The 22,642-nt window shown below is 41.9% G+C and carries 19 protein-coding genes and 1 CRISPR repeat array; of the genes, 15 read left to right on the top strand and 4 right to left on the bottom strand.

What is annotated here, in order from left to right; genetic code table 11:
• Positions 1-74 precede the first annotated feature (74 nt).
• From BKN38_RS06430 to ftnA, 11 genes are all read left to right on the top strand, one after another.
• Complete coding sequence (locus BKN38_RS06430) at positions 75-797, top strand: Fic family protein (protein WP_066454446.1); 723 nt, start codon at positions 75-77, stop codon at positions 795-797.
• A 129-nt stretch (positions 798-926) separates the two neighbouring features.
• A complete protein-coding gene (locus tag BKN38_RS06425) occupies positions 927-1,673 on the top strand; it encodes a hypothetical protein (protein ID WP_070957742.1) in 747 nt (248 codons plus the stop codon).
• 91 nt (positions 1,674-1,764) lie between these two features.
• Positions 1,765-2,316 (top strand): type IV toxin-antitoxin system AbiEi family antitoxin, encoded by a 552-nt coding sequence (gene abiEi, locus BKN38_RS06420; RefSeq protein WP_066454441.1) that lies wholly within the window; start codon positions 1,765-1,767, stop codon positions 2,314-2,316.
• Entirely contained in the window at positions 2,306-3,202 is an 897-nt protein-coding gene (locus tag BKN38_RS06415) for a nucleotidyl transferase AbiEii/AbiGii toxin family protein (RefSeq protein WP_066454438.1), read from the top strand. The genes abiEi and BKN38_RS06415 overlap by 11 nt, the downstream gene beginning before the upstream one ends.
• Positions 3,203-3,301: 99 nt before the next feature.
• Positions 3,302-3,856, top strand: a complete 555-nt coding sequence (locus BKN38_RS06410) for a hypothetical protein (protein ID WP_066454435.1) — start codon at positions 3,302-3,304, stop codon at positions 3,854-3,856.
• Between the two features lie 65 nt (positions 3,857-3,921).
• A complete protein-coding gene (locus tag BKN38_RS06405; RefSeq protein ID WP_066454433.1) occupies positions 3,922-4,104 on the top strand; it encodes a hypothetical protein in 183 nt (60 codons plus the stop codon).
• 136 nt (positions 4,105-4,240) lie between these two features.
• The gene (locus BKN38_RS06400; protein WP_066454430.1) at positions 4,241-4,777 is read left to right on the top strand and encodes a YbgC/FadM family acyl-CoA thioesterase; all 537 of its coding nucleotides are present in this window, start codon (positions 4,241-4,243) and stop codon (positions 4,775-4,777) included.
• A gap of 137 nt (positions 4,778-4,914) precedes the next feature.
• The gene (locus BKN38_RS06395; protein WP_066454427.1) at positions 4,915-5,172 is read left to right on the top strand and encodes a DUF493 domain-containing protein; all 258 of its coding nucleotides are present in this window, start codon (positions 4,915-4,917) and stop codon (positions 5,170-5,172) included.
• A gap of 161 nt (positions 5,173-5,333) precedes the next feature.
• A complete protein-coding gene (locus tag BKN38_RS06390; protein WP_066454425.1) occupies positions 5,334-6,440 on the top strand; it encodes an Mrp/NBP35 family ATP-binding protein in 1,107 nt (368 codons plus the stop codon).
• A gap of 149 nt (positions 6,441-6,589) precedes the next feature.
• On the top strand, positions 6,590-6,874 hold the full coding sequence (locus BKN38_RS06385) for a hypothetical protein (protein WP_143000227.1): 285 nt from the start codon (positions 6,590-6,592) through the stop codon (positions 6,872-6,874).
• Positions 6,875-7,103: 229 nt separating this feature from the next.
• Positions 7,104-7,598: a non-heme ferritin gene (ftnA, locus tag BKN38_RS06380; RefSeq protein ID WP_066454420.1), complete on the top strand. Its 495-nt coding sequence runs from the start codon at positions 7,104-7,106 to the stop codon at positions 7,596-7,598.
• On the opposite strand, the gene BKN38_RS06375 is transcribed toward ftnA, so the two are convergent.
• Positions 7,584-7,772: a hypothetical protein gene (locus tag BKN38_RS06375; protein ID WP_066454418.1), complete on the bottom strand. Its 189-nt coding sequence runs from the start codon at positions 7,770-7,772 to the stop codon at positions 7,584-7,586. The genes ftnA and BKN38_RS06375 overlap by 15 nt on opposite strands.
• Positions 7,773-7,957: 185 nt before the next feature.
• Here BKN38_RS06375 and BKN38_RS06370 point away from each other — a divergent pair, with 185 nt between their 5' ends.
• Positions 7,958-8,386 (top strand): hypothetical protein, encoded by a 429-nt coding sequence (locus BKN38_RS06370; protein ID WP_143000226.1) that lies wholly within the window; start codon positions 7,958-7,960, stop codon positions 8,384-8,386.
• Between the two features lie 92 nt (positions 8,387-8,478).
• Here BKN38_RS06370 and BKN38_RS06365 read toward each other — a convergent pair whose 3' ends face one another.
• On the bottom strand, positions 8,479-8,961 hold the full coding sequence (locus BKN38_RS06365; RefSeq protein WP_082942470.1) for a Fur family transcriptional regulator: 483 nt from the start codon (positions 8,959-8,961) through the stop codon (positions 8,479-8,481).
• Positions 8,962-9,238: 277 nt separating this feature from the next.
• Here BKN38_RS06365 and ffh point away from each other — a divergent pair, with 277 nt between their 5' ends.
• Both ffh and cas9 read left to right on the top strand, forming a co-directional pair.
• Positions 9,239-10,594 carry a signal recognition particle protein gene (ffh, locus tag BKN38_RS06360; RefSeq protein WP_066454412.1) on the top strand — a complete coding sequence of 452 codons (1,356 nt, stop codon included), beginning with the start codon at positions 9,239-9,241 and terminating at the stop codon, positions 10,592-10,594.
• Between the two features lie 245 nt (positions 10,595-10,839).
• Complete coding sequence (gene cas9, locus BKN38_RS06355) at positions 10,840-13,920, top strand: type II CRISPR RNA-guided endonuclease Cas9 (RefSeq protein ID WP_104720817.1); 3,081 nt, start codon at positions 10,840-10,842, stop codon at positions 13,918-13,920.
• Between the two features lie 187 nt (positions 13,921-14,107).
• Positions 14,108-14,473: a CRISPR direct-repeat array (repeat unit 36 nt; unit sequence ATTTTAGCATAAAAAGATTTATGAAGTGGCTAAAAC).
• A 1,051-nt stretch (positions 14,474-15,524) separates the two neighbouring features.
• Here the strand turns inward: cas9 and BKN38_RS06345 are convergent.
• Positions 15,525-17,564: an ATP-dependent helicase gene (locus BKN38_RS06345; RefSeq protein ID WP_066454397.1), complete on the bottom strand. Its 2,040-nt coding sequence runs from the start codon at positions 17,562-17,564 to the stop codon at positions 15,525-15,527.
• The gene (locus tag BKN38_RS06340) at positions 17,564-21,676 is read right to left on the bottom strand and encodes an AsmA-like C-terminal domain-containing protein (protein WP_066454396.1); all 4,113 of its coding nucleotides are present in this window, start codon (positions 21,674-21,676) and stop codon (positions 17,564-17,566) included. The genes BKN38_RS06345 and BKN38_RS06340 overlap by 1 nt, the downstream gene beginning before the upstream one ends.
• Here BKN38_RS06340 and mltG point away from each other — a divergent pair.
• The gene (gene mltG, locus BKN38_RS06335) at positions 21,618-22,595 is read left to right on the top strand and encodes an endolytic transglycosylase MltG (RefSeq protein ID WP_066454394.1); all 978 of its coding nucleotides are present in this window, start codon (positions 21,618-21,620) and stop codon (positions 22,593-22,595) included. The genes BKN38_RS06340 and mltG overlap by 59 nt on opposite strands.
• The last annotated feature ends 47 nt before the right edge of the window (positions 22,596-22,642 follow it).

The following is a 22,642-nucleotide window of genomic DNA, read 5'->3' as shown; positions in this document are numbered from 1 at the left end:
GGTTTTGTTTGGCATTTGGGTTTGGTGGATAAAATATAAAAAAGCAAATCCCCAAAACTCTAAGGAAACAAATAATGAAAAAACTAAGTGATTTAACCCTTTTGCAAAGAGAAGCATTGTTTAAAACATTGCGAATTAGCATCACATATCATAGTAATGCTATAGAAGGAATCTCTTTAGGCCTTAAAGAGACAAAAACACTGCTTGAGACAGGCAAAACTGCCAATAATAAACCCATCCACGAACAACTTATTATTCTAGGATTTGCAGAAGCTTATGATATGATAATCCGCGAAGCCAATGATAAAAGTAAGATTCTTGATAGCTCTTTTATCAAAGACTTGCATTATTTGATTTTTTCTAGCGCGCAAAAAGTGAGCCCGCATCTTATCCAAAAACCTATTGGGGCATATAGAATCCATGAAGCAAGAATCGGCGGCGCAGATATAGAGCTCACACCGCCACACAAAATCTCACAAGAGATAGAAAACTTACTCTGCCTTTTTCCTAGTAATCATTTAGATTTAGAACAAATTGCTAAGTTTCACGCGCTTTATGAGAGAATCCATCCATTTGCTGATGGCAATGGCAGGACAGGAAGGCTTTTGATAATCTTCCAATGTATCCAAAACGACTTTATCCCACCACTCATTGAAAATGATGATAGAGAGAAGTATCTAAAAAGTCTCAATGATTACCAAATCAATAATGACATTAAGGAATTTGCATCAAGGGAATTTGCATCATTTTTAGAGTATTGCCAGCTTAAGAGTCTGGCTCTGATAGGAGAAGAGTAGCAAAGTTGCGAAAAGGCAATAAAAATCCATAAAAGGTGAGTATTGTAAATGCATATAAACATTTACAATTATTTTAAACCAACTAAAGATAGGGGTGAATATGAATATTAAAAAAAGAAAACAAGCAATATGAACCAAGAGACATTGAAGTATCTTACTCGCTATGTTTGGTGGGAAAAGCCTGATGAAATCATCAAAAAGAACCCGCTAAGAGTCATTGCAAGTGCTATGCGCTATGCTAATAGCGTGGATTCGTATAAAAAACTCCTAGAAATAGGAGAGTATGCACTAAAAGAAACTCTATCAAAAGCGCAAGCTGGCTGGTTTGATAAACCAAGCTGGCATTATTGGCATTATATACTTTATGGATTAAAGACGAAGATTCCGCCATTTCCTAAGAGAGGATTTTTGCAAGATTCTAAAGATTCTAAAGATTCTAAAGATTCTAAAGATTCTAAAGATTCCAGCGCTAATTCGCCCTTTTCTGGCAGGCTGGGCTCTGCAAAATCTGCTGGCGAAATATCAAGCAATGATAGCGTGCCAATGATAGCAGATGCAGATATACACACCTTGCTTGCTACCAAGCTAAAAGCTATTTGTTATGAAGCGAACTACAAAGATTATCTAGACATTGCAAATATTTTAAAGCACACATCCGCGAATTTGCTAGAAGGCTTAGAAAATGTCTCAAAAATTTTTGGAGAAGACTATCCATTAATCCAGATTCTAAAGAGGCTGGCATTTTTTGAAGATGGCGATTTGTATAAATTGCAACAAGATGATAAAATTATTTTGCTGCAAGCTATTGAGGCAACCAAACCATATTTCCAGCCAAAAACACAAGAAAACGCCAATTGTCTAAATAAGCCCCAATAGCAAAATAATATTACTATAAGCTATCTATACATATAATATAAATATATTTATATCTCAAGTCCATATATCTTATAATACAAAAAGGCACAATATGACACAAATGGAATGTCTAAAAATGCTTGATTTTTTGGAAAAAAATAAAGAATGGTTATTTGATATTAATTTTGTATGTAAGTATTTAAGAAGCGACAACACGCAGGCTGTAAAAATCGATTTAAGTAGATTCTGCAAGGCTGGGCTAATCGAGCGCGTAGCAAAAGGCTTGTATGGCAATCCAAGAACAAATGAGCGCGGAGTTTTTCATTTGGAAAAAATCGCAACTTATCTTAGACCAAAAACGACATTTTATTTGAGTCTTGAATATTTGCTTAGCGAAGAAGGACTTATCTCACAGATTCCAAATAGGCTAACTTTTATCACTTCAGGCAGAAGTCAAACATTTTTCACAAAATATGGGATTTTGGAATATACACATACTTCACGAGATAAACATACTTTGCTAGATAATTGCTATTTTGACAAAGTAAAGGGGCTATGGGTGGCGACAACAGAACAGGCTATAGATGATATTTATAGACACAATAGAGCTGTAGATTTATATGAAGAACAGCAAGCTAAAGATAGGGGTGAATATGGATATTGAAAGAATTTTGAGAAAATACCCGATAAATGCAAGAGAGACAATCTTTAAAGAGATTATGCACTATGAAATATTAGAGAGTCTATTTAGCATAAATGATATTGCCAATACTCTAGTATTTCAAGGCGGAACAGCTTTGCGTTTGTGTTATTATATTAATAGATATAGTGAGGATTTAGACTTTGTGATAAATAAAGGAGCGGAGTTTAGCAAAGAGTTTATGCGTGATTTTGAAAACATTTTTTGTGAAAAAATTAGTAATAAGTATAATCTTGAGACAGAGATAATAGAGCCAAAAGAAAATAAAAATATAGTCCAGCGATGGAGTGCTAGAATATATTTGCCAAACCATAGCAAAAAATCAAAAATCAATCTAGAAATCGTGAATATTCCAAGCCACGATAATAGAAATGTTTATCTGATACCTAATTATGAAGAAGTTATTAATAAATCAATAAGCCTATATGCAGAAAGCACAAAAGAGATTTTTGCAGATAAATTATTGGCTTTGGCTTTGAGAGATTATATGAAATTTAGAGATTTTTGGGATATAGAATGGTTACAGCGCAAAACAAAGCCTGATTATGATTTATTGAGATTAAAAATCAAAGACTACAAGCAAACCGAAGAAAGCTTTCTTGAAAAACTAAAGAATAAAGAATTTGAAATAAGAAATAATGATTTGGAGGAGGGCTTTTTGAGGGAGATGTCGCGCTTTTTAGAGCCTAATGAGTTTTTGAAAGTCAAAGAGCGTCATTTTTATAGGACACTGCAAGAGCGAATACTTGAGGCGATAGATGATATAAAGCACCATTTTAATGAGAGCGAAGATGAGGGAGAATCTAGAGATAAGAGGCTAATGCAAAGCCACACGCGCAGGCGCAGATGATATAAATTTGCGCGTCAAAAGCCTTTGTTAAACACTTTGTTAAGATATTTGACACATATTTTATGTATAATGCAGGCTTTATCACACAAAGGAGTCCCTATGAAAACCTCGACAAATCACACTGCAAAAACCCTAAAATCTATCGCCGCCATCGCGTTTGGTGCGACGATTGCCATCATGCTAAGCGCATGCTTTGATAGCGAGCCAAAGGCAGAGAAAACCGCTGCGCCAGTGAATCTAAGCTGTGCGAATATCAGCGACATAGAAATCGCAAAGCCCGGCGTAAATGAGCTAAACATCGATGCGGATGAGGTCGCCCAAGCCCTCTATCCAAAGCTAAACGAGCTATGCGAGAAAATCCCAGAATCCTACAAAGTGCAAGCGAGCTATGAAAGCAAGCTGGATGAAGCCACCAGCACTACAAACCTCACCGAGCAAGAGACAAAAACCGCGACTTTGGCTATCGAGCTTGCGTTTTTGAGCCCGGGCAAGGAGCATAGCTTCAAAGGCAGCTCGTGGCTAGAGGCTAGCAGCAAAAAGGTGCTAGATATCGGCGAAAGCGTCCAAATATCACCAAAAGATAAGCAAATGATGCTAAACCAAGCGGCAAAAACAGCGATAAATGAAGCGCTAAAGGTGTTTGATAAGAAGTAGATTCTAGCTGTATAACTAGTCACATAAAATTTTGGCGCGTTAGCGGCGCACCTCAAGGAGCAACCATGAAAAAATCTATCAAGCTTTTATCTTGCGCTGTATTAGCATTTGCGCTGGCTTCAAGCTTCACTGCTTGTGCCAAAAAGCCAAAGCCACAAGGCAGCTTCCAAGCATCAGAATGCAAAACGGTTTGTGATAAAAACGAGTGCAAAACGCGCTGCATAAACATAGATGGCAGCTACAAATAATCTGGCGCAATCTAGTGCGATCTAGCAAATCTCTAGCAGGGCAAACGCCTCTAGTGCGCAAACATAGCATGCTAGAGTGGCACTAGGCGCGCAGCCATAGCACAAACCAAAATAAGGCAAGCACAAAAGGGCAAAAATGCGAGTTCGGATTTATTATGAGGATACCGATTGCGGCGGCATCGTATATCATACCAACTACATAAAATACTGCGAGCGGGCGCGCAGTGAGCTGTTTTTTGGCAAGCGGATGCTGCCTTCACTTGATACTTGCGGCTTTGTAGTGAGTGCTATGGAGGCGAAGTTTTTGGGCTTTGCCAAGCTTGGCGATGTGCTCTTTGTGCGCACGGAGGCTATCAAGCTAGGCAAGGTGCAGCTGGTACTAAGGCAGCGGATTTATAGAATCCAGACGCTTGGCGATGCGGATTCTAGCGGCGCTTTGGATTCTAGTGATACTCTAGATTCTAGCAACATTTGGGATTCTAGTAGCGCGCCAAAAACGCAGGCAAATCCCGCGCCAGAAACACAAGCAAATCACGCGCAAAAAGACTATATAGAGGAAAACTGCATATTTGATATGGTGGTGCGTATGGGCTATGTCGATGTGACAAATCAAAAACCAGCGCCTATACCAGCTAAGTTTTTAGAGATTTTGCAAACGATAAAGGCGGAGTAGAATCTAAAAGGCAGAATCCAAAAAAGCAGAATCTAAAAGCGGATTCTACAAACTTAGATTCTGCCAAACTTAGATTCTGCAATCTTAGATTCTGCCAAACGCACTAGAGCATAAACAACCCAAACAAAAGGCAAAAAATGCAACATATAGAAGGCAAACCAGACATCACCTACCCATGCCAATGGGAATACAGAATCGTAGGCGAGAAGCAGCATCGCATCGAGGAGATAGTGGGTGACATCATGCAAAAGCCCTATTATCTCGAGGTCAAAAACCACTCCAGCGGCGGGCGCTTCGTGTCGATGCACCTAAGCACGATGGTGGATAGCGAGGAGGAGCGCAATGAGATTTTCTCAAAGCTTGCCAATCATAAAGAAATCAAAATGGTGATATAGCCGCGAGAATCCACATCGCAAATCTGCATTACAAGAATCTAAGGCGCTTCAGAATCCAAGCCGCCAGAATCTAAACTAGAGAGAATCCACCCACCACTTTAAGCGCGCTTTAAACACTTTTATCATACATACCATATCCCAAACAATCACAAAGGACAATCATGCAACAACCACAACAAATAAAGGAAAAAATCACCAAGCTACTCTCCCAAGTGCTATACCCAAACTTTCAAAAAGACATCGTAAGCTATGGCTTTTTAAAAGAAGTCCGCGAAAGCAGCGGCGGCATCGAAGTGATGCTAAGCATACCTTCAAGCGACGCCACCATCGCCAAAGCCCTGCATGACAAAATCGACAATGTCTTGCAAAAAGAGGGCATAAACGCCACCATCACCATAAACACGCCAAAGCTAGCAGAATCCGCGCAAGCCCGCCAAGCCCCGCAGGCCAAAAACCTGCTCCCCCAAGTCAAGCATTTTGTCATGGTGAGCTCTGGAAAAGGCGGCGTGGGCAAATCCACCGCGTCCGCCAACCTAGCCGTAGCACTCGCGATGGAGGGCAAAAAAGTAGGGCTGCTCGATGCTGACATATATGGCCCAAATATTCCGCGTATGTTTGGACTGCAAGGTGTCAAGCCCAAGCTCGACCCAAGCGGTAAGCGCCTCATACCGCTAAACGCGTATGGCGTGGATATCATGAGTATGGGCGTGCTTTTTGAGGAGGGTGAGAGTCTGATTTGGCGCGGGCCGATGCTTATGCGCGCGATCACGCAGATGTTTAGCGATGTGGCGTGGAAGGATTTGGATATTTTGGTGCTTGATATGCCCCCGGGCACGGGCGATGCGCAGCTATCTATCGCGCAGAGTGTGCCTGTGAGCGCTGGCATCGCGGTCAGCACACCCCAGCTTGTGAGCCTTGATGATGGCGCGCGCTCGCTAGATATGTTTCAAAAGCTCTCCATTCCAATCGCTGGGATCATTGAGAATATGAGTAGCTTCATCTGCACATGCTGTGGCAGCGAGCAAAATATTTTTGGCAAAGATACCACGCTGCCGCTCGCGCAAAAATATGGCACGCAGATTCTGGCTAAAATCCCGCTAGATATGAGCGTGCGCGAGGGTGGCGATGAGGGCAAGCCGGTGGTGTATTTTGCGCCAGATTCTGCTATCGCCAAATCATACAGGAGCGCCGCACTCAAGCTGCTAGAATTCCTAGACAAAGTAGATAGCGAAAACCTCGCCACCAACGCGCAAATCCAACCGAGATAGGCGTTTAGCCAAAGAAGGCTTTAGGCAAAAAAGCTTTTGGCTAAAAGGCTTTGGCCGAAAAAGTGTGCGGTTACTTTGGCCAAAGAAGCGCGACAGTTGTTTTTAGCCAAAAGAAGCGTAGTAGTTATTTAACCAAAGAGGCATAGCAGTTGTTTGGCCGAAAAGCTTGGCGCTTTGCCTCGCCCGTCATTGCGAGGAAGCCGCAGACTGACGAAGCAATCTACAAAAGACACCAAAAAACACAAGGTGGATTTAAATCTGCGCGCACCAAATGGATTACTAAAGAAACTGACGCTTTGCTTCGCAACTATGTTGCTCGCAATGACAGAGGACGGTGCTGGATTGCTAAAGCAGTTTCTTTGGCAAAGCGCAAATTCTTTAATAAGGCATCAGCTTCTTTACATAATGACAAGCAAAGCAAAATTCTTTGGTGATGATAAAGTATACCCTCGCATCTTGATATTTATGTGAAAAGTCGCCTTATGGATTTTAAATTTTGCGCTTGCCAGCATTTACCTTTTTGGCTTTTTGTCAGAATCTGCTTTGCTAAATTCCCAGTTTTTATACTTTTTTGAGAAAAAATGGCAAAATTTCAGCTTTGGTTAAGTTTATTTTCTTATAATTCGTTGATTTTGAAAATCAAAACACCCAAAAGGAGCAAAAATGCTTTCAAAAGAAGTGATCAAAAAGCTAAACAGTCAAGTCGTCGAGGAAATGTATGCCTCAAACCTTTACCTAAGTATGAGTTCATGGTGCTACACACACCGATTTGACGGTGCTGGCGCATTTTTGTTTGACCATGCGAGCCAAGAGAGCGACCATGCCAAAAAGCTCATCACCTACCTAAATGAGACGGATTCTGCGCTGACTATCACGCAAATCGATAAGCCAGAAGCGGATTTTAAATCGTTACTAGATGTGTTTGAGCGCACTTATAAGCACGAGCTTAGCATCACCAAATCCATAAATGAGCTTGTGGAATTTACGCTCGCGCACAAGGATTATTCGACTTTCAACTTCTTGCAATGGTATGTGGCGGAGCAGCACGAGGAAGAGGCGCTTTTCCGCGGCATCGTGGATAAAATCAAGCTTGTCGGCGATGGCGGCAATAGCCTTTATCTAGTCGATCAATACATCAAGGGGTTAGCTGGAAAATAAGCCAAAAAGCTGGCAGGCGCGGGATCTTAGCGCGGCCAAACGCGCGCAAAGTAGGGTGCTCGGCACTGGGTCTAGGGCGCGGGCGCTGGATTCTGCGCGCGCGTGTTTGCTATGGTTTTTGGCAGAATCTAGCTTTAGATTCTGGTCCGCTAGCATTTGTGCTAGATTTTGCAAAATACCGCTTAGGTTCTAGTTGGATTCTGGTTCGCACTTTTTCTTATTTTGACTTTTGACAAAGTTTGCCAAAGTCTAAACAAATCACCACAACTAAACTTCGCTAAGCCTGCAAAACACGCGGGCTTAGCACCACTTACACCGACTGCAAAAACCGGATATACAGAAGCACTTTTTGTGTTATAATGATTGTAATATATCAAGCAAAAAAAGGAGCTAGAATGATTAAAATTAGAAAATCTAGCCTTTTATGGATTCCCGATTTGTTTGGTGGATTGGGCGCATTGGCAGTATTGGCATGTTTTGTTAGCATCCCTGTTTTTATAATCTTGCCTATTTGGTTTGAGTCTTTGAATGAAATAGCAGATGCTGTAATTATGAATATTTTTTACGCTTCCATCATTTTGCTTGGCGCGGTAGTTGTTTTTTATATACTTATGCCGCTATGGGCGCTTTTGTATGTTCCGCTCAAAATTTTGCAAGCCTTTTCCGCGCTTTTCGTGCAATTTGTGAGTGATGAGGAATATGAAGAACATCAAAAAATGAAGCAAGAAATCAGGCAAAAAATAAGTGCTAAATATGCAAAAGCGCAAGAATCTAGAAGCGCAGAATAAAAAAACATAGAATCCAAAAGCGCAAAATCAAATCGCTAGATTCTGCTAGAATCTAAATGCAAAATTATTTTGCGCTTTTGTATGTAATGTATTTATTGGCGATTTTTGGCTTGCGCTTTGGCGCATTCTGCGCATACACCGATAAACACCGCCGATACATCAGAAAGCTCATAGCCTGTTTTATACATCACGCTGCCTAGAAGCTCGCCCACATCCACATGCACATCTTGCAATTTACCGCATTTCTCGCAGCTTACATGTATGTGCTTATCGCTCGCGAGCTCGTATTTTTGCTTTTGCGTGGGGGCTTTGACCTCGCGCAGGATATCCGCCTCGCTCAAAGTCGCGACATTTTTATACACTGTGGCTAGCGAGATGCTAGGATGCAGCTTTTTGATGTGGCTATAAATATCCTCCACGCTGATATGCCCGCTTTTTTGTATTTGGTGCAAAATGGCGATGCGCTGGGGCGTGGATTTTAGGTTTTTATCGCGCAGCATTTCTTTGAATGATTCCGCGTGAAAAGATTCTGCGTGCAAAGATGCGGTATTTGCGCTAGAAGCGATATCAGACATGGCATACTCCATAAAATTAAAAGTGATAGAGATTTTTGTGCGAAAAATAGCAAAAAAAGTTAAACACAAAGTTAAATTTATGAGCGATAAAAGCAAATTGGCAAAAGTCAAATCGCCAAAAGCTAGAATCTAAATTGCCTTTTAAAGTTAAATATATTAGAATCCGCGCGTTTATCGCGCTTGTGAGCCTTGCCAAAAGCACCTTAAGCCAAATTGGCTAAAACGCAAGATTCGCGCCACAAGTTACAAAAATTTCAGACAAATTTAAGGAGTATGCGTGTTTGATACTATTAGCAATTCTTTGCGTTCTATCGCTTCCAAAATCCGCTTCAATGACGATGAAAAAGCCCTCGCGCGCGCGCTTGATGAGCTGAAAAAAACCCTGCTCAAAAACGATGTGCATCACAAGGTGGTGAAATCCCTACTAGAATCCATATCCGCGCAAACCAAGCAAAATGGCATCGGCAAGCAAAGCTTCATGGATGCGCTGCAATCAAGCCTTTTGCAGATTCTGGAAACCAGCGGGCATTATGGATTTGTCTATGCGCAAAAGCCGCCAACCATCGTGCTGATGTGCGGGCTGCAAGGTAGCGGGAAAACGACTACTAGCGCAAAGCTTGCTAATTACCTAAAAACGCGCGGCAAAAAGGCGCTGCTGGTGGCGTGCGATTTGGCGCGGCTAGCGGCGGTGAGCCAGCTAAAGATTCTGGGCGAGCAGATAGAAGTCGAGGTGTTTAGTCATGAAAATATCGGTGCTAGTGATGCGAGCAAGGCTAGCGTGCTAGATATCGCCAAGGCTGCTAGGGCGCATGCGATAGATAAAAATTTTGATGTGATGATAGTGGATTCTGCGGGGCGATTGGCGATAGATGAGGCGCTGATGGGCGAGCTAAAGAGCCTTTGTAAGCTGCTGGAACCGCATGAGAAGTTTTATGTCGCGGATTCTTTGAGCGGGCAAGATGGCATACGAAGCGCGCAGTCTTTCAAAGATGCGATCGGGCTTAGCGGCGTGATTTTGACGAAGTTTGACAGCGACTCAAAGGGCGGCATCGCGCTAAATATCGCATATCAGCTGCAAGTGCCGCTGCGCTTCATTGGGAGTGGCGAGAAGATCCCAGATCTTGATATTTTCATCCCTGATCGCATCGTATCAAGGCTCATGGGTGCGGGCGATATCGTCTCGCTGGCGGAAAAAACGGCTGGCGTCATCGATGAAAAAGAGGCGAAAAATATTAGTAAAAAGCTGAAAAAGGGGCAGTTTGGGTTTGAGGATTTTCTAAATCAAATCGAAAATGTCAAAAAACTAGGCTCAATGAGCTCGATAATGTCGATGATCCCGGGGCTTTCATCGATGGCGGGACAGCTTAAAGATGTGGATCTGGATAACTCGCAAGAGATCAAAAATATCCGCGCAATGGTGAATTCTATGACGAAAAAAGAGCGCGAGAATCCGGATCTGCTAAATGGCTCTAGGCGCAAGCGAATCGCAATGGGCGCGGGGCTAGAAGTGGCGGATATAAATCGCATCATCAAGCAGTTTGACAATGCTTCTAAAATGGCAAAGCGCTTGAGTCAAAAGGGCGGTATGCAAGAGCTTATGAATATGATGGGGCAAATGCGGGGAAGGGGGTAGGGCACCCAGTCTTTTTGTAGCCGATAATGCTGGCGTGATGACCGCGCCAGATGTTGATTTATGATTTGATTTTTTTTGGTACTTTGACTTGTGCGCAGCTTTTTAGATTCTGGGTTGTTTATTTTGCGCGCACTAGAATCCAAATTTTTAATATCTATTCTTAATACTACTACAAAACTTCAAAAATGTTTAATATTATGTTATATGATTGTGATTAGATACATTACCTTGTAAAGGGGCGCGAGATGAGTAGTATTAAGATTTTGGGGTTTGATATAGGTGTGGCAAGTATTGGCTGGGCTTTTGTAGAGGGCGATGAGATTAGGGATTGTGGCGTTAGGATTTTTACCAAAGCTGAAAATCCAAAAACTGGGGAATCTCTGGCGCTTCCAAGGCGCGAGGCAAGGGGCGTGAGAAGAAGGCTTGCGCGTCGTCGAGTAAGGCTAAACACCATAAAAAAGATAATATGCAAAGAGTTTGATTTGCGTTTGAGCGATTATATAGCAGATGATGGCGAGCTGCCAAAAGCGTATCAGACAAATAAGGACACCAAGAGCCCTTATGAATTGCGATATAAGGCGCTTAACGAACGACTAAGCAAAGAGGAGCTGGCGCGCGTGATTTTACATATAGCAAAACATCGTGGCTATGGCAATAAGCATGCAAAAGATGGCGACGACAAAGATTCTGGCAAGGTAAAAAAGGCTATTGGCGAAAACAAAACATTGCTAGAGCAAAAAGGGTATGAGAGTGTTGGTGAATATTGTTTTAGGGAGTTTTTTAAAAGCATAAAAGATAAGGATGGCGAGACGCACAATATTCCATCTCAAAATATACGCAATAAAAAGGGTAATTATGATAGATGTGTGTCGCAAAAACAACTAGAGGATGAGTTGAAGCTAATTTTTGCAAAACAACGCAAGCTTGGATTTAACAAAGAGTTTGAGGATGCGATTTTGGAAGTTGCCTTCTATCAAAGACCATTAAAAGATTTTGATGATAAAATAGGTGATTGTATATTTTTTGATAATGAAAAACGCGCACCCAAAGAAAGTATCAGTGCTATTGAGTTTGTGGCACTCACTCGCATCATAAATACGCTAAAATATCTTAGCAAAACCACCGGCGAAGTATATGAAAAAGAAATAATAAATAAAATTTGGCAAAAAATTCTAGAAAATGGCAAAATGACTTATGCAGAACTGCGCAAGATTTTGGCGCTAGATAGTTCGGTATTTTTTAAAGATAAAGACCTTGATTATACGCTTGGCATAAAAGAGGCTGAAAAAATAAAATTTATAGAATTTAAAAAGCTAATAAAGTTTAAAAAGGCGCTTGGTAGCTTTGATGGGCTTAGTCGCGAGATTTTAGACAATATTGCTATGCAAATAGCCATCACAAAAGATAGGCAAAGATTACTAGAAAAATTAGAAGTCTTTCCGCTCAATAAAGAACAAAAAGAAAATCTAAGCCAGCTGAATTTTTCAAAGTATATAGATTTGAGCTTAAAGGCGCTGAATCAGATTCTGCCCTTTATGCGAGAGGGTAGGCGATATGATGAGGCAAAAGATGATGCTAAGCTGCAAGAAAAGGCAAAAAATACCAAAAAAGAAGAGTTTTTGCCACCACTTAAAGAATTTGATCTAAATTTGACAAACCCTGTAGTGGCGCGCGCATTGGCAGAGTTTCGCAAGGTGCTCAATGCTTTGTTAAAAAAATATGGTAAGGTGCATAAAATCCACTTGGAGTTTGCGCGAGATATGAGGCTGGATTTTGATGAGCGAGAGAGGCTAATATCGATACAAAATGATAATTTTAATAAAAGACAACTTGCAGAGGATTTTTGCAAGGAGCATGGGCTTGAGCCAAGCAATGCCAATATTTTAAAAATAAAATTATGGCAGGAGCAGCAATGGCATTGCATGTATAGTGGCGAATTAATAGGCATACCAGATTTAAAAGACCCTACAAAGCTACAAGTCGATCATATCTATCCATATTCCAGAAGTTTTGATGATAGCTATACAAATAAGGTTTTGGTGCGTGCCGAGTGGAATCAGGAAAAAGGTAATCACACACCATTTGAAGCATTTGGTGGTGATAAAAATAAATGGGATAAAATTGTAGCGCTTGCAGAAAAACTCCCGCCATCAAAAAAGCTAAATCGTAGTGAGAAGTCTAAAAAAGATAAGCTATTGGATGAAAAATTTAATGATAAAGAGCTTGGATTTCTCGCTAGAAATATTGTAGATACAGGCTATATAGCGCGACTAGTGGCAAAATATATTGATATGTATTTGGAGTTTTTGCCGCTGGAAGAAAATGAGAATACCTCACTTGCTAGGGGAGAAAAAGGAAGTAAAAAGCATATCGGCATAGTAAATGGCAGGCTGACTTCTGAGGTTAGGCACAATTGGGGGCTTGACCCAAAAGATAGGGATAATCACTTGCATCATGCAATAGATGCCATAGTGATTGCCTATATGAATGATAAAAGGATAAAGGCTTTTGCAGACTTTAGGAGGTTAAAGGAGCTAAAAATAAAGAGATATGGTCGCGAAATAACAGAAGATGAATATCAAGAAAAGAAAAAAGAGTTGTCATGCGCGCCATTTGATGATTTTCGTAATCGCACCCTAGAAAATATAGATAAAATCTTTGTATCAAGACCGCCTAGAAAAAGAGCCAGAGGCACATTGCACGAGGAAACTTTTTACTCCATTGATGATAAAAAATTGCTAAAGGCATATGGTGGAAAAGAGGGCATGCAAAGGGCATTGTCACTGGGTAAAATCCGCCAAATAGGCACAAAAATTGTAAAAAATGGCACGATGGTGCGCGTGGATATTTTTAAAGATAAGCGGGGTAGATTCTATGGGGTGCCTATTTATACAATGGATTTTGCACTCGGTGTGCTGCCAAATAAGGCAGCCGTGTCTGGTAAAGACAAAAATGGATTAATAAAGGAGTGGGCAGAAATGGATAGCGGATATGAATTTTGCTTTAGCCTTTTTAAAGATGATTTGATATTGGTGCAGAGAAAAGAAATGCAAGAGCCAGAGCTTTGCTATTTTGTAAGTTTTGATTCTAGCAATGCGCAAATAGATGTAAGGAGTCATAATAATCATTTTTCTGTGCTTAATGAAAACCAAAAGCTGCTTTTTAAAAGCGCTACGCAGGCAGAAGTGATCGGAGAAAGCATCGGCATACAGAATCTAAAAGTATTTGAAAAATGGCATGTATCGCCGCTTGGGGAAGTGCGCAAGGCCGAATTTAGCCCAAGAGGTGAGGCAAAACTCAAAACAAGCAAAAAGCGCAAAAAGTAGCGATAGCATAGTAAAAATAGTAAAAAATTAGCGGCGCAGAATCCAAAGCAGCAGCACTTAAAAAGCCAGAATCTAAAGGCTAAAAATGTCAATATAGCACACGCCAGCACAAAGGAAGCAAAATGTTTGATTCTGCGTTTCGCACGCTGTTTTTAAGCACTAAAGCGCACCTTAGCCTAAACAACAAATTTTAGCATAAAAAGATTTATGAAGTGGCTAAAACTGATGATTTTATGCGAGCCAAAAAACGAGTATTTTAGCATAAAAAGATTTATGAAGTGGCTAAAACTAATAGAACACACACTAAAAATACTACTAAATTTTAGCATAAAAAGATTTATGAAGTGGCTAAAACTAATTCGCGCGAGATATGCAAACACAAAGGATTTTAGCATAAAAAGATTTATGAAGTGGCTAAAACATAATCACGCTTCCTTTATGCATATTTGCAATTTTAGCATAAAAAGATTTATGAAGTGGCTAAAACAATAGTCTACAATATAAACACCTCTTCCATATTTTAGCATAAAAAGATTTATGAAGTGGCTAAAACTAAGTTAAATTTGTCATTGGCTAACATTTAGTATTTTATCATATAATACATAAATGGATGGCATTTTATTTGCATTTTGTGTATAAAATTGCTTGGTAATCAAACTAATGAGGGTATATAAGCCTAGTCAGGTGCATCAAAATAAGCATAATTTTGTCCATATTGTTATTTAAGCGCTAGACTTGTTGTAATAGAGCAGGCAAACATTATTGCGACTTGACATATATCACCAAAAATACCAATGTAATGCGAATTCTGATTTTCTGATTTTTGTGCGGCAAATCTAGAACTAAATAGTCAAAATAGGCGCCAAGACAATTGCAAAAAACATAAAATACGAATGAATAATCTAAAAAGCCTTTGTGCGAGTAGCACATTGTATTCGCGTATAATGATGACAGAATGCAAGGCAATGTTATAATAAAACATCTGTAAATACTTGCAGCATACTGCATGTAACTTATTGGCAAATTGGTGTATTATATAAAATAGTATCCATTGTTCAATATCCAAAATTTCTTGACAGGCTTTCCCATCTTATTTTTTTGCCTGTACAAAATCATCCATATGCATGGATGCAAATAAGCGCAACGCGGTTTTTGGATCTTTTGGAGATTGATGGCTTGATGGGATTGCTTATACCTTTTGTTGGTGTGCCAGAGGGCATGGTTGTTAGCGCAACATGTGACAAGATAAATAAGGTTGCGCCAACGGCATCAACTTTTCCGCTTTTTGTCATTGCGAGGTTTTAAAAATCCGAATATACGATCTATTAAAACATTAAAATCTAATTTTGCATTTTTGTCTGTTCTTGTTTTGCCTTATCATCGTTTGCTTTTTGTGTGAGGATTCAATCCAATGAATATTGGCTCTTGATTTTGTGTATCTCCATGATACATGTAGTATTTTCAAGGCCGTTGTGCTTATGCATAAAACTTTATTTAGCTGAAAGATTTTTGCTGCTTTTTGTAGATTAAAAAACCTTTGCCTTGTTTTTGCCATTTTGTTTCTTGCAATGATGATAAATCTTTGTACAATCAATCATTTTGCATCATTTCCCCGATTTAGATTCTGGGGTGTTTTGGATGAGGGCGGCTTCATAGAGGAAGATGGAGGGCCGGTAGTCGATGTTTTTCATCGCGTCGCGGCTGGCGTAGGAGAGGTAGAGGATTTCTTTGGCGCGCGTGATTGCCACATAAAACAGCCGCCGCTCTTCTTCGAGGCTCCCGCCTTTGGCGATGAGCTTTAGGTTTGGGAATCTGCCCTGCATCAAATCAATAACAAACACCATCCCAAACTCAAGCCCCTTGCTAGCGTGGATGCTTAGCAGATTTACGCCGCTTCCTTGCGTGTTTTCGCTGCTGCCTAGCACCATCGCGTTTAAAAACCTGCCTAGATTCTCGTAGTTTTTGGCGATGTCTTGGAGTAGCAGCATTTTGCGCTCGATTTTTTCGCGCGCGTCTATTTTGCGCTCTGGGTCTATCACGCCATCTTTGTTTTTGGCGCGTTGGGTGCAAAGCATCTCTACTATATGCTGATAAAAGTCGCTTTTGGCGATGTTTGCGATGAGTGGGCGCGGGTGCGTGCCTATATCATGCGAGCGCACGATCTCAAAAAGCGCGCTTAAAAATTTCGCACCCTCAAAAGTAAGCTTGGGATGTGATAGTATCGGATTCCCGGCAAATCGCGGATGCACGACATCATCAAACTTTTTGGTATCTTGCAAGGTGAAAAAATCATCAAAAAGCCCAAGTTGCGAGTTTTTCGCTCGCTTTTCAAAGGGGCGGATGCTAGTATCTGGCGAGAGTAGCCCGCGCCTCGCATTTCCTTCGCCTAGCCTGCTTAAGCCTTCATAGATCTCTTTGCCTATCGAGCTTCCGATGCCAGAGCCATAGCTTAACACATGGATATATGCCATCATATCTTTGTGGTTGTATAAAAGCGAGCAGATATCTAGCATGAGTGCCACTTCTTTGGCATCAAAAAAGCTCACGCCACCTTTGCGCTTGGAGGGGATGTTTAGCTCTCTTAGCAGTGCTTCGCAGCCATCGGCTGAAGAGTTGTTGCGGAAAATGATAGCAATGTCATCAAGCGGATAATTCGCTGTCATGATTCTGCGCGCGATGTCTTGGTATTGGGCAAATAGCTCATCATACACGAGCAGTTTTGGTGGGATTGGCTCGGTGTTTTTGATGACTTCTAGGCGTTTGGGGTAGATTCTCTCGTTTTTTTCTATCACGCGGTTAGCAAGGTCTAGGATGTATCTAGTCGAGCGGTAGTTTTTGCTAAGCGTCCAGACTCGAGAATCCGCATAGGTGCTTTGAAAGCTAGAGATAATAGAGATGTCTGCGCCATTAAACGCATAGATGCTTTGGTCATAGTCGCCCACGCAAAAAAGGCTTTTTGGTGAGAGCGCGTGTATGACTTGGTTTTGCAAGGGGTTTGTGTCTTGGTATTCATCGCATAGTATTTCTTGATAGGGGCAGTCTATCGCGCGCATTTCTTTGGCATACTCGATAAGCAAATCATTATAATCCATATAATTATGCGCTTTTTTGAGTGCATTATACTCATCAAAAATGCCCTCATATATCTCGATATACGCGCTATGATCGCTGCCTCTTGATGATAGCCACTCTTCAAAGCTTTCGTTATTTCTAGCGTTTAGGAAAAGTGAGTAGATATCAAACAAATATTGTGCAGAATATGGCGGCGTGTTTGTTTGATTGGTATATACGCGCGATTGTGCGATGCTTTTGAAAAGCACTTTTAGCTCTTTTGGCTGTTTTAGGCTTATGGCGTATTTTTCTTTTAGATATCTGTAGCACACAGCATGAAAAGTGCCGCATTCTATTTGGTTTGCGATATTGCCAAAGCGTTTGGCTACGCGCGAGATCATCTCTTGGGAGGCTTTGTTGGTAAAGGTTAGCAGCAGTATTTCTTGTGGATTTATGCCACTTTCTAGCAGATGTGCTATGCGCCCCACGATAGTAGAGGTTTTGCCTGTGCCTGCGGAGGCGATGATGAGGTTATGTCCCATAGGCGCAGTAGCAGCATTATACTGCTCGGTGTTTAGGTTGCTAAGAGGCATTATCTATCGACGCTTTTTATGATTTCATCTATTACCATATCCACCGGCGCAAACGCGCGCTGAATGACTTTGAGCGGTGTTTTTAGCAAATCTTGTGCGAGGCTTATTTGGGTTTTGGGGTCTTGGAGGGTGCCGCGCACGCTTACTTGCGTCGTCACACGCCCATCTTTGCCTAGCAGCAGATAGCCTACGATTGGGATTTTGTTTAGAATCCCGCTTAGGTTTTTTAGCGTAGAGATAGAGAGCCCCATATCCACTTCTTGCGTGTCTATCTCGATAAATCCATTCCCCACGATATCCATAGATTTGCCGGTTAGGTCTATGGATTCTAGTCCCACATATTGCGTGTTTAGCGACACTTTTATTTTGCCTTTGCTTACTTCATAGCCTTTAGAGCTAAGTGCTGGGCTTCTAAACATCACAAGTGAAGGGATTGTATCAATAAGCCCTATGATATTTTGCGCGATAGCAAAGCCTACGAAGCTTGTATTTTGCATGCTTATTTCGCCATTGAAAATCTCTTCTTTGTAGATTCCACCCATCTCAAACAGCCCGCCATCCACGATTTTGCGCCCGATGACGCGGTTTAGAAAATCCCCGCTGAAATTCCCCGCTTTAAACAAAACATTGCCATGAATTATATCGATGTTTGCGATGCCATTTTTGTAAGTGGCATCAGCGCTTATGCGATCATCGCGGATTTTGGCGTTGAAATCATCAAATGGCAGCGTGATATCTTTGAAAAATCCTACGACATTTTCGGCTTCTATGGCGATGATTTTGGGTTTTATGTTGTTTTGGCGCTCATATCGCCTTTTTTGACGCAAAAACTCACTCTCTAGCAGAATCTGCTCTCGAGTGAAAACCGCCTTTTTCTCACTAGAAGTGCTAAACGCCTCTTGTATCGCTGGAATCTCGCTAGAAAGCAGGCTATCAATATCCACATCTATATCTTTGAAACTCGCTAGCACGGTATTATCATACAAATCTAGCCCGATGAGTTCATCCTCGCTTTTTATTTGCAATTTGTCATTGGCATAGATTCCGCGGAATGAAAAATCTTTGATAACCTGCTTTTGCTTATCAAGCAAAAATGAAGGAAAGTCGATGATACTTACACCAAAGCTAAAATCCTTCGCCCCTCTAATATGCACGAACGCGCTGCCTTGCGAAAGCCCCAGATAGCGCATAAGCGGCGAGTATGGCGCGAATTTGGCAAAGTTTGTGATGTTTGCTTTTATCTCTTCGCCTAGCACTTGCGCTTGCACATCAAGAGTCGGGATGCTGATAAGCACCGGGTCTTGCGCAAAATCCACTTCTATGTCAATCTGTGGCAGGCTCTCTTGCGTGGCGCTAAAAATATCATAGGTGAATTTTTGCTCATCTTGATGTTTGATAAGCTCGATGATTTTTGCCTGCATGACTTCTGGGCTCATGGGTTTGGTGAAATCTAGCTCCACGCCATTGGTGCGATAGGTGCTTGGGGCTTGTTTTTTGGGTTTTGCGGCGGGTTGGGCGTCGTTGTCGCTTGCTTCGTTTGTGTCGCTCGTGTTGTTTGCGTTGCTTGTTTCGCTCGTGTTATTTGCGTTGTTTGTGTCGCCTGCTTCGCTTGTGTCGCCTTCGTCATTTTTGATAGCTTCTTGGTTTTGCGCGGATTCTTGGGTTTGGCTTTGTTCTTGTGTTGGCGCTATTTCTTGGGCGGCAGAATCTGGCGCGCTAGATTCTGGATTTTCTTGTGTAGCTGGCGCGTTTTCTTGCGTGTCATTTGGCGCGCCCTTTTGTGTGGCGGATTCTGCGCTAGAATCTGGATTTGCTTGCGCGCTAGATTCTGACATATTAGATTCTGCTTCTTGTGGCTCTTGCGTGGCTGGATTTATGGGCGCGGTTGGGTTATGGATACTGCTTTGCTCCACATCTTCGCCAAACTCGAGAATCTCTTCTTGCGGCGCTTGTGAAGCATCGGGCGCTTTTGGCAAAATGATAGAATCTTGCGGATTATTTGGCGCGCTGGCATTCGTGGTGCTTGGCGCAGTTGGTGTGCTTGGCGTGTTTGTTGTGGGTGTGTTTATCGCGGGCGCGTTTGGTGCGGCTGGCTTGGTGTTTGGATTAGAATCTAGCTTGACATAGCCATCACTGCCATCATTATCGCTACTATCGCTAGATTTAGATTCTGCATTTTGAGATTCTGGGTTGGAATCTGATTTGGATTCTGGCAAAGCGGTAGTGTTTGATGCGTAATGCGCGAAGTTTCTGATAGGCACTCTAGTAAATGAGCCAAAAGGATACTCAAACGCGCGCAATGCGCTTGTCAAATGCGCGCTGGATTTTGCCAAATGCTTGGCGCGAGAATCTGATTTTGCGCTAGATTCTGCACCACTTGCACCACCAGCGCTCGCGCCACCAGAATCCATATTTTGCCCGCTAGATTCTGCACCACTAGAATCCTCGCTAGAATCCGGCGCAAAATCATTTTCCCTAGATTCTCTCTCTCTTGATTCTTGTATATCTTGGATTTCATTAGAGATTTCATCTTGCATTTTATCTAGCCCATCGATATGCCTAAAAATCTCTTTTGGCTGGATGAGGCGCTGATTTACATCGGGGTTGGTGCTGACGCGCAGTGCGTGGATGAAGAGGCTTGTTTTTATCTTTTTGTCCGCGAGGCTCAAGCGCGATTTGGTATCGATGTCAAATAGATTCTCATAGCGCGTGTTTTGCGTCCATATATCCACATAGCTATCTTGTATCTGTGGCGTTATGTTGATAGCGATATTTGCCTGCTTGGTGCTAAAATTTTGCCCCGAGATGCTGATGAGCCCATCTTGCGCGTTTATCTCGCCTTTAAGCGAGACATGCGCCTCCTCCTCAAAAGCGACATTTATATCTAGCTTTGCCTTAGTTTGCGCGTCTATAGAATCTAGCGGGATTTTCACATGATATATCGCTAGCAAATCGCGCAGTGCTTGCGTATAGTCTAGCTGCTCGGCGCGCGCTTGTATGCTAAGGGTTGGCACATCTTTTGGAAGCGTGAAAATAAGCCTTGAGCCAGCAAGGCTAGTGGTGTCAAACTTGATATCATCTGGCTCAAGCACCGCTTGCATATTGGCGACTTTTATCTGCGCTGATTTGGCGGCAAAGGGCTGCAGGCTCGGGTCTAGCTTGTAGTTTGGCTTGCTTACTAGAAGCGTCATTTTGGCGTTTTCCATAAGCGTTTTGAAAAACTTTTTGTCATTTAGCGTGATGTCAAAGCTAGCGGTTTTTATCTCCATAGTATCAAAGCTAAGCGCGTCAAAAAGCCATTTATCAAGTGCGGGCAGCACATTTGGCGCGCTTTGAGCCAAACTTTCGCGCAAGAAGTCGAGATTTTTTATTTTGGAGGTTTGTGCTTTTAGCACGAGGCGCTTGAGATCGCTTGTGCCTTGCAGAAATATTTTGATGCCAGAATTTTTGAGATCTTGGCTTTTGGATTCTGCATTTTTGGCGCTAGAATCCGCGCTAGAATCCACGCCAGAATCTCTAGAATCTAGCTTTTTAGATTCTGCATTTGCGCTTGATAGAAATGGACTGATAGCCAGCCCAAAGCCGATTTGCCCGCTAGAGCTAGCATACAAAATCCGCCCCGCTACTTCCATATTTGGCTCGATGATATGGAGTTTTTTGATGTTTAGCTCGATTTTATTATCTTGGCTTTGGACATCAAACACCGCTTCAAGCTTAGGAAAATGCAGCAAATAATGCTCGCCATCATACAAAATCGACGCGACATAATCATCGCTCAAAATGATGCGCTCCACGCCCAGCTGCTCGAAATACGCCAGCCCCCAAAGGGCGTATTGTATGTAGCTGCCGATTTGTTTGAAATCTAGCTTAGAATCCTTTTTGCCAGATTTTTCACTCTTTTTCATTTGCTCGCGCAGATCCACTTCTTGTGCTTGCAAAATAAACTTTTTATTGAGTTTTAGGTAGAATCCTTTGATTTGTATGTCAGATATTTTTAGATTCTCGATTTTGATGCCATCTGAAAGTATCTTGAGACCACTAAAAAGGGCGACAATGGTTACAAAGAGGATGATAAATACGCTTAATAATCTTTTGGATGGGGTTTTTCTCATAATCTTAGCTATCTTTTTTTATTTGGGATTGCCTATACAAAGCACGCCGATAGTCAATGTGCCACAAGGTTCGATAGCCAGCATTATAGCATATCTATCAAAAAATGGATTTGATATTAACCAATTCGACAAAAACATTTTGCGCCTTTTGGGCAAACCGCAAAGCGGCGCGATAGATATGAGCCAAGCGATACAAATCTACACCAAAGCAGATTCTGCCAAAGGCTATGCTATCGCCAAAGGCGACTTCCTCTACTATCTCACCGCCGCCAAAGCAGCGCAGCAGAGTATCACGCTGATACCAGGTGAGACGATGTATTTTTTCATCCAAAATATCGCTAGCGAGCTAAACCTAAACGAAGCCAAGCTCTGGGAAGCGTATCACAAATACGCGCCCTATGATGATGGCGTGATACTGCCAAACACCTACAAAATCCCTTCACAAATAGATGAAGACAAACTCATCTCAAACCTCATCGCGCGCTCGATGCAAATACATGAGAATCTAGCCACAAAGCATTTGGGGCGATACGAGCAAAATGAGTGGTTTAGATATGTCTCTATGGCTTCTATCGTGCAAAAAGAGGCGGCAAATATACAAGAGATGCCAATAGTCGCTGCTGTGATTTATAATCGCATAAATATCGGTATGCCTTTGCAAATGGATGGCTCGCTAAACTATGGCAAATACTCGCATCTAAAAATCACGCCAGAGCGCATAAGAAACGACGCCTCGCCTTATAACACCTATCGCAACAAAGGCGTGCCACCAGCACCGGTGGGAAGTGCTAGCATCGAGGCGATAGAGGCGGTGCTAAATCCGGCTAGCGTGGATTATCTCTACTTCGTGCGTAACAAAAACGGCACGCATTCATTTAGCAAGACATTTAAAGAGCACCGAGAGAATTTTAATAAGTAGGGGAAAATTGACAAGTAGGGGATTTTGATAAGTGGAGATTAATAAGC

The organism is Helicobacter sp. CLO-3, assembly GCF_001854545.1.
GTDB lineage: Bacteria > Campylobacterota > Campylobacteria > Campylobacterales > Helicobacteraceae > Helicobacter_B.
This window is presented reverse-complemented; position numbering and strand designations above follow the sequence as displayed.